Origin of the sequence: Streptomyces phaeochromogenes (assembly GCF_001418655.1) — a bacterium.
GTDB lineage: Bacteria > Actinomycetota > Actinomycetes > Streptomycetales > Streptomycetaceae > Streptomyces > Streptomyces phaeochromogenes.
Genome location: NZ_LIQZ01000677.1, coordinates 1 through 1,041, shown reverse-complemented (window position 1 = coordinate 1,041; position 1,041 = coordinate 1). Strand labels below are relative to the sequence as shown.

Here is a 1,041-nt window from a genome sequence, read left to right as displayed (position 1 = left end):
CGCGCCCCTGGGTGAGTTGGGCTGAGCCGTGCTCGCAGGGCTCGGCGGGCCAACGCGCAAGATCGAGTGCCCCTTGAACGCGTACGACCGGTAAACGCGTAAGACCGTGCACCCCTGTCCGCTACTTCAGGGGTGCACGGTCGGCTTTGTGGGGGTCAGTTCGCCGGGGCGGGCTCGTGTTCGGTGAGGGCCGGTGCCGTGGCCTCCTTGCGGCGCTTGAGTGCGCTGCCCAGGAGGGTCGCTCCCAGGCCCAGGGCCGCCCACCAGGTCAGGGTGAGGGCCGGGGCGGCTGCGGCGGCTCCGTCGAAGAAGGAGATCGAGCGGAGCAGGGAGACGCCGGCGCCCGGCGGCAGCCACTGGCCGATCGTCCCGACCGGGTCGGGGAGCATCTCGGGTGCCGTGGCGGCGCCGGAGAACGGGTTGCCGAGCAGCATGACGACGAGCCCGCCCAGCCCGATACCCGGAGGGCCCAGCAGCGCCGCAAGGCCCGCGACGGCGGCGCCGACCGCCAGTGTGGCCAGGCCCAGGGCGCCCGCCTGCGCCCACCAGTTCCCCGTGAGTGCGCCGAGCCAGCTGCCGGCGAGAGTGGCCGCCACCAGGCCGACGAGCGCGGACGCACCGACCAGGGCGACGATCGCGCGCCGCCCGCGGAGTCCGAGCAGGGTCACGACGGCACCCGCGGCGATGCCCGCCAGCGTCAGCGGCAGCACGCTCGACGTCAGGGCCGAGCCGCGCGGGTCGTCCTCGGCCGCCGGTACGACGTCGACGGTACGCACCTGTGCGCCGCCCGCCTGCTGGGTCACCGACTGCTGGAGCAGCTGGGCCACGAACGGGCTCGCGGCCGAGGCGGTCAGCAGCTTCGGCCCCTGCTCGGTGGCGACGACCGCGCCGTATACGGTCCGGTCCTCGATGGCGTCCCGGGCGGCGGCCTCGTCGGCGTAGCGGTGGATCTCGAAGGCGCCCTCGTGCTCTTCGAGCTGCTTCTGGACCTGGGTGGCCACTGTCGCGGGGCCCGCCACGCCGAGTGGTAGATCGCGCGGC

The 1,041-nt window shown here is 74.5% G+C and carries 1 protein-coding gene; it reads right to left on the bottom strand.

Annotated features, from left to right (window positions below; translation table 11 throughout):
• Nucleotides 1–155 precede the first annotated feature (155 nt).
• The coding region (locus tag AOK17_RS47480; protein ID WP_055618817.1) for a hypothetical protein at nucleotides 156–1,041 on the bottom strand (886 nt) is incomplete at its 5' end.